The sequence below is a fragment of the Gemmatimonadota bacterium genome (assembly GCA_016209965.1).
Lineage (GTDB): Bacteria > Gemmatimonadota > Gemmatimonadetes > Longimicrobiales > RSA9 > JACQVE01.
In genome coordinates, this window is sequence record JACQVE010000305.1 from 1 (window position 1) to 5,874 (window position 5,874).

A 5,874-nucleotide genomic window follows, 5' to 3' on the forward strand; every position below is an offset into this window, starting at 1 on the left:
CCAACTGCGCGGCCAGTGGCGGCGCGGCCAGGCAGAGAGCCGCGACGGCGAGGGCAGAGAAAACGATGGAGCGATGCACGGGGGCACCCCGTTCGGGTCACCGTGAGGATAGGAGACACGCGAGCCCGGCGCTACCCTACGTCAGAAGTCCCAGCGCACGCCAACCCCCGTCTTGCGGCGCAGTGAGAAGCCCGGGTGCCCCGCGCCTGCGGCTCCGCCCCCAACGGCGAAGCGCTGCGGGAATTATGCACATGTCGGGCCGGGGGCGAGGCGAGCCAGCGGAGGTGAGCGAGCTTCACCGCGGTGGCGACCCGCCGGGGCGTTACCGCACCGCCCGGCACACCTCTTGCGTGGCGATTTTTCGCCTTTATCCTCCGATTAACCTTTGGGTGTCATGGAAGAAAAGACTGTACTGGTCGTCGAGGACGACGAGGATACGCGCATCCTGTATGCCACGGTGCTGCGCCACTGTGGATACCGGGTGATCGAAGCGGAGAACGGGTTGGAGGGGCTGCGGCTGGCCCGGCAGCTCCACCCGGCTGCCATTGTGATGGACATGGCGATGCCGGTGTGCGACGGCTGGACTGCCACCGAGCTGCTGAAACAGGACGAGCGGACGCGCGACATTCCGATTCTGGCGGTCACGGTCCACGATATTGGCAGGGGTGAGGCGCAGCGCTACTGGGATGGCTACCTGAGCAAGCCGTGCGAGCCGCGCCGGGTCGCTGTCGAGGTAGCGATGCTGGTCGGTCCGCCCACGCGGCCGGGCTGGACGCCGAGCGCGTAGGCGGGACGCGGCGGGCCCGCTTGATCAACAGCAGCTCCGCGAGTTCGCGCTCCCCGTACTGCCGGTAGCCGGCCGGGGTGCGGGCGGGGCGGGACAGAAGACCCTCACGCTCGTAGTAGCGGATCGCCTCGGGCGTAACGCCCGCCAACCGGGCCGACCTACCCGCTGTGCTTACCCAACTCGCCGTGTCGCCCAGTCGCCGTGTCGCCGCGTCCCCCTTACTGTCCCTCGAAGAACTTCTCCTCCAGCTCCGGCTCGGGGGGCTTGCCCCGCCGCCCGGCTTTCGCCGCAGGCTCGCCGCCGAATAGACGGGCCTCGATCTCGGCTTCCAGGTCCTCCTGCACGCGCCGGGGCGGCACATCCTGCACCCGCTCGGCCTCCTCCCGGAGCTGATCGAGCAGCCGCTCCATCTGGCGCCGGTTCATGAACGTGGCCAGGTGGCCGATCAGGCCCACGGCCAGCTTGGCGCGGTCGGGGACCGTAAGCCGGTCCCGGGCCTGGTGCATGATCCCGCGGATCGCCGCGTGATCGGTGGTCTTCGACTCCGTGGTGCGCGCCTTCTGCGTCATGGCATCTCCTCGGCCGCGTAGCCCTCGTCCATGACGGCGCCCACCAGCTCACGGGGCGTGGTACGCGCCTCGTCGTAGTCGACAACCGCGCGGCCCGCCTCCAGCTCGACCCGCGCACTCCGTACGCCCTCCACCCCCTCGAGCGCGCCGGTCACGGTGCGCACGCAATGGTCGCAGCTCATTCCTCGCACCCAGAGCTTCACCGTCGCCATGCTCCGCTACCTCCGATTCGCAGACATGGGTCCGACCGCCAAGTAGCTCGCCGGGACACCGCTGAGTTTTCTCGGGCTCACGCCCGAATTCGACCAGCAAGCTACAGATCGTCCAGTGGGCGCCACAAGGGTGGGGAGTCTGCCGCCTTTTCTGATTGGCCAAATCCGATCCGCGCCTCAACCCCAGCCCACGCCATCCGCCCCCGCCGCAGGCGAGGAGGCCCGCGCTCGCCGCGGCTATTCCGGTAGCAGCGCCGCGCGCCGCAGCCGCAGCGAGTTACCCACCACGCTGACCGAGCTGAAGGCCATCGCCGCGCTGGCCACCACAGGCGAGAGCAGCACGCCGAAGAGCGGGTAGAGCGCGCCCGCGGCCAGGGGGATGCCCAACGCATTGTAGAAGAACGCCCAGAAAAGGTTCTGCTTGATGATGCGCATGGTGCGGCGCGAGAGGCGCATGGCCGTGACCATGCCGCTCAGGTCGCCGCTGACCAGGGTAATGTCGGACGCTTCGAGCGCCACGTCCGTGCCCGTGCCGATGGCGATGCCCACGTCGGCCTGCGCCAGCGCGGGCGCGTCATTGACACCATCGCCGACCATGGCCACAGGGCCGGCGCCCTGCTCCTGCAGCCGCTTCACTTCACGCGCCTTGTCCACGGGCAGCACTTCCGCCAGCACTCTGGTGATGCCCACTTCGCGGCCGATCGCCTCGGCCGTGCGGCGATGGTCGCCCGTCAGCATGACCACCTCGAGTCCCAGCCGCCGCAGCCGCGCGACCGCCCTGCGGCTTCCCGGCTTCACCGGGTCGGCCAGCGCGATCAACCCGGCGGCCGCGCCGTCCACTGCCACATGAACCGGCGTCCGGGCCGCTGCAGCCAGGCGCTCGGCCGCCTGCTGCAGAGCGGCGGTCGCCACGCCGCGCTCCTCCAGGAACGCGCGGTTCCCCACCAGCACGCGTCGCCCTTCCACCACAGCCTCTGCGCCCCGGCCGCCAAACGAGGCGAACTCCGCCGGCTCCGCCAGCGCCAGATCCTGTTCCCGCGCCGCCTCGACTACTGCTGCCGCCAACGGGTGCTCGGAGGCCCGCTCGACGGCTGCGGCCAGGCGCAGCAGCCTCCGCTCCGCCTCCCCACCCCAAGGGGCGACGCGGCGACGGGGCGACGGGGGGTCCAGCACGCCGTCCTCCAGGGCGGAGCCGCCGGCCGCGGCGTCGCCGTGTCGCCCACTCGCCGCGCCCAGGTGTGCGGACGAGGCCACGGCGATCACGTCCACCACCCGCGGCTTCCCCTCCGTGATGGTCCCCGTCTTGTCCAGCACCACGGTGCGGATGCGATGCGCCAGCTCGAGGCTGTCGCCGCCCCGGAAGAGCACGCCCCGCTCCGCACCCGCACCCGTTCCCACCATCACGGCTGTGGGCGTGGCCAGCCCCATGGCGCAAGGGCAGGCGATAATCAGCACCGTGACCATGGCGGCCACGGCAAAGGGGAGCGCAGGCGCCGGCCCGAAGACGAGCCAGCCAGCAAGGCTGAGCAGCGCCAACCCGATCACGATGGGGACGAAGACGCCCGCCACGCGGTCGGCCAGCCGTTGGATGGGCGCCTTCGTCGCCTGCGCCGCCTCGACCAGCCGGACGATCTGCGCCAGCGCCGTGTCGCGCCCCACCCGCTCGGCCCGGAAGCGGAACGCGCCGCTGCCATTGATCGTGCCGCCCACCACCTCGCTGCCCGGAGCTTTCTCCACCGGCAGCGCCTCGCCCGTGAGCAGCGACTCGTCCACTGCGCTTCGCCCCTCGAGCACTCGGCCGTCCACGGGGACGCGCTCGCCCGGCCGGACCAGGACGACGTCGCCTACGGCGACTTCCTCCACCGGGATGTCCAGCTCACCGGCGCCGCGCTGCACGCGCGCCGTGCGGGGCTGGAGCCCCAGCAGCCGGCGGATCGCCTCCGACGTGCGCCCCTTGGCCCGCGCCTCCAGCATCTTGCCCAGCAGGATCAGGGCAATGATGGCCGCGACCGCCTCGTAGTAGACATCCGGGGCGAGGCCGGCGCCCGTGAACACGCCCGGCGCGGCTGTGGCCGCGACGCTGTACAGGTAGGCCGCGCCCGTGCCCACGGCAATGAGCGTGTTCATGTCGGCCGTGCCGTGCAGCACGCCGCTCCACGCCCCGCGATAGAACTGGCGGCCCGCCCAGAGCACCACGGGCGTGGTCAGCAGCAGCAGCGCCCAGCGCAGCACGCCGGGATCCAGCGCGTAGAGCCAGGGCAGCGTCCGGGCGAGCGCGCCGGAGAGCGGCATGGTCAGCCGCAGGAACAGGTCCGCGTGCCGGGCTGCCGTCTCCTCCATCATCAGCGGCATCGAGGCCGCCATCGCCAGCGCCGCCACCACGGCCGAGAACCAGAACTTGCGGCGCAGCCGGCGGTACTCGAGCGCCCGCACCGCCCGCTCCCGCTCCACTGGGTCCGCCGCCGCCACCGGCTCCGCCAGCCGGTAGCCCGCACGCTCCACCGCGCCGGCCAGGTCGGAGGGCGACGTCGCCTCCGCCAGGTACGCGACCCGCGCCTGACCACTGGCTAGGTTGACGCTGGCAGCCACCACCCCCGGCAGCTCGCGTAGCTCGCGTTCGACTCGCTCGCCTGAGACCGCCCACTCGAAACCCTCGAGCTGCAGCACCGCCTCCGCCAAACGCGCGTCGTACCCCGTGCCACGAACCACCTCGACCAGCCCGGCAGCATCCGTTGCCGCCGGATCATAGAGCACTGTTGCCCGCTCGGAACCGAAGTTGACGGCCGCCTCCCGCACGCCCGCCGCCCGCTCCAGCTTCTTCTGGATGCGCGCCGCGCACGCCGCGCAGCTCATGCCCGTAATGGGGATGGTCAGGCGCGCAGCGCCGCCGGCGCTGGAGGCCGGCCGCGCCTGGTCTTCAACAGTCGATGCCTGCTGGCTCATGAATCCGTCCTCGGTGCATCTCGTACCTCGGCCGCCGTTGCGCCGCTCAGCCCCCGGAGCACGCCCATCACGTCCAGCTCGCGGCCCATAATGGCGATCTCACCGCCCACCTCCAGGCCCATCACCGCGCATGCTTGTACATCAGCTCCAGCACTTCTTGATAGGCGCGCTCGGCTTCCAGCGCCTCGCCCGAACGAAGCGCATCCGTGACACAGTGCTCCAGGTGATTGCGCATAAGCAGCTTCCCAACGCCCCGCAGGGCCTCGTGCACCGAGGAAACCTGCGTCAGGACGTCCGCACAGTAGCGCCCCTCCGCCACCATGCGCTGCAGCCCGCGAACCTGCCCCTCGATGCGCTTCAGCCTGGCCAGCGCCTGCGCCTGCAGCTCCACGTCCACCGCCCGTGCCTTGCGGGTGACCCGCCCCTCTATGCTCGTTTCCATGCCATACCCCCCTATTCTATAATGCGGCCAGCATAGCAGCCGTAAGGGAGATTGTCAAGTACCTGGGCCGCCGCGCCAATGGCTGGCGCGCACGACCAGGCCACGCTTATCCTCAAGAGGCAGTCCGCAGCACGCGCACGCAGCTCGTGAAATCCTTATGAAGTGGTCGGCCGTCGGGACGGGCGCCATGGGGGGCGCTGGCTTTGCGCTTCCGCTGCTGGCCATCTTCTACCTGCTCCGGCAGGTAGCAAAGCTTTCCTTCCCGCCCTTTGATCTCTTCGACTGGATGGCGCGCCGGCTGCCCGGGCCTGTGGTGACCTTCGGCATCGACCTGATGGTTTCGGTGCTCCGGCTGCTCCCGGTGGGCGAGACCTCGGCGGCGGCCAAGAATGCCGAGCAACTCCTGGCGCTTGGCATGTTCGTGCTGGTTTGCGCTCTCGCGGGCGCGTTTCTTTACGCCTGGCTGGACCGCCCCTCCCCGCTGCACCCTGCCTACAGCGGGGCCGCGCTGGGCGGCGCGCTGGGCGTGTGCCTGGGAGCGGTTGCCGCAAGCATCTCACGACCCGGCGCCGGCGCGGGCATCGGGTACTTTCTCGGCGTGGTCGTGCTGTTGGCTGCGTGGGGGGCCGTTCTGGGCTGGAGCTTCCCACGGCTGCTGCCCCGCCAACCTGCCCGGCCCGCAGGTGAAGCCAGCGCTGCGGGGCCGGTGGTCGAGGCCATCAGCCGGCGTCGCTTCATCCTGCGGGTAGGAGAGGCCACCGCTACCATAACGGTGCTGGGCGCGGGGCTGGGAGCGCTGGTGGCAGACCGGCGCAGCCGGTCGGCCGGCGCTGCCGCCGGGGTTCCCTGGTCAGAGCGCAATGCGCTCCCCAACGCAGCAGATCCCGTCCAGCCCGCCCCGGGCACTCGTCCCGAGCTGAC

Annotated in this window: 5 protein-coding genes; 1 reads left to right on the top strand and 4 read right to left on the bottom strand. The window is 70.9% G+C overall.

From position 1 onward, the window contains the following. Nucleotides 1–641: 641 nt before the first annotated feature. From HY703_12000 to HY703_12015, 4 genes are all read right to left on the bottom strand, one after another. Nucleotides 642–1,148, bottom strand: coding sequence for a MerR family DNA-binding transcriptional regulator (locus HY703_12000; GenBank protein ID MBI4545912.1), 507 nt, complete (start codon nucleotides 1,146–1,148; stop codon nucleotides 642–644). A 204-nt stretch (nucleotides 1,149–1,352) separates the two neighbouring features. Further along, the gene (locus HY703_12005) at nucleotides 1,353–1,568 is read right to left on the bottom strand and encodes a heavy-metal-associated domain-containing protein (protein MBI4545913.1); all 216 of its coding nucleotides are present in this window, start codon (nucleotides 1,566–1,568) and stop codon (nucleotides 1,353–1,355) included. Between the two features lie 237 nt (nucleotides 1,569–1,805). Beyond that, on the bottom strand, nucleotides 1,806–4,511 hold the full coding sequence (locus tag HY703_12010; protein ID MBI4545914.1) for a copper-translocating P-type ATPase: 2,706 nt from the start codon (nucleotides 4,509–4,511) through the stop codon (nucleotides 1,806–1,808). Nucleotides 4,512–4,632: 121 nt separating this feature from the next. Continuing rightward, a complete protein-coding gene (locus tag HY703_12015) occupies nucleotides 4,633–4,953 on the bottom strand; it encodes a metal-sensitive transcriptional regulator (GenBank protein ID MBI4545915.1) in 321 nt (106 codons plus the stop codon). Between the two features lie 157 nt (nucleotides 4,954–5,110). On the opposite strand from HY703_12015, the gene HY703_12020 reads away from it, so the two are divergent. Further along, nucleotides 5,111–5,874: molybdopterin-binding oxidoreductase (locus HY703_12020; protein MBI4545916.1), on the top strand; the 764-nt coding region annotated here is incomplete at its 3' end.

What these genes read in the sequence shown, in the direction of transcription:
- HY703_12000 (MBI4545912.1), bottom strand. Translation starts at nt 1,148, where the DNA reads ATGTGCCGCCCCGGCGCGTGCAGGAGGACCTGGAAGCCGAGATCGAGG.
- HY703_12005 (MBI4545913.1), bottom strand. Translation starts at nt 1,568, where the DNA reads ATGGCGACGGTGAAGCTCTGGGTGCGAGGAATGAGCTGCGACCATTGC.
- HY703_12010 (MBI4545914.1), bottom strand. Translation starts at nt 4,511, where the DNA reads ATGAGCCAGCAGGCATCGACTGTTGAAGACCAGGCGCGGCCGGCCTCC.
- HY703_12015 (MBI4545915.1), bottom strand. Translation starts at nt 4,953, where the DNA reads ATGGAAACGAGCATAGAGGGGCGGGTCACCCGCAAGGCACGGGCGGTG.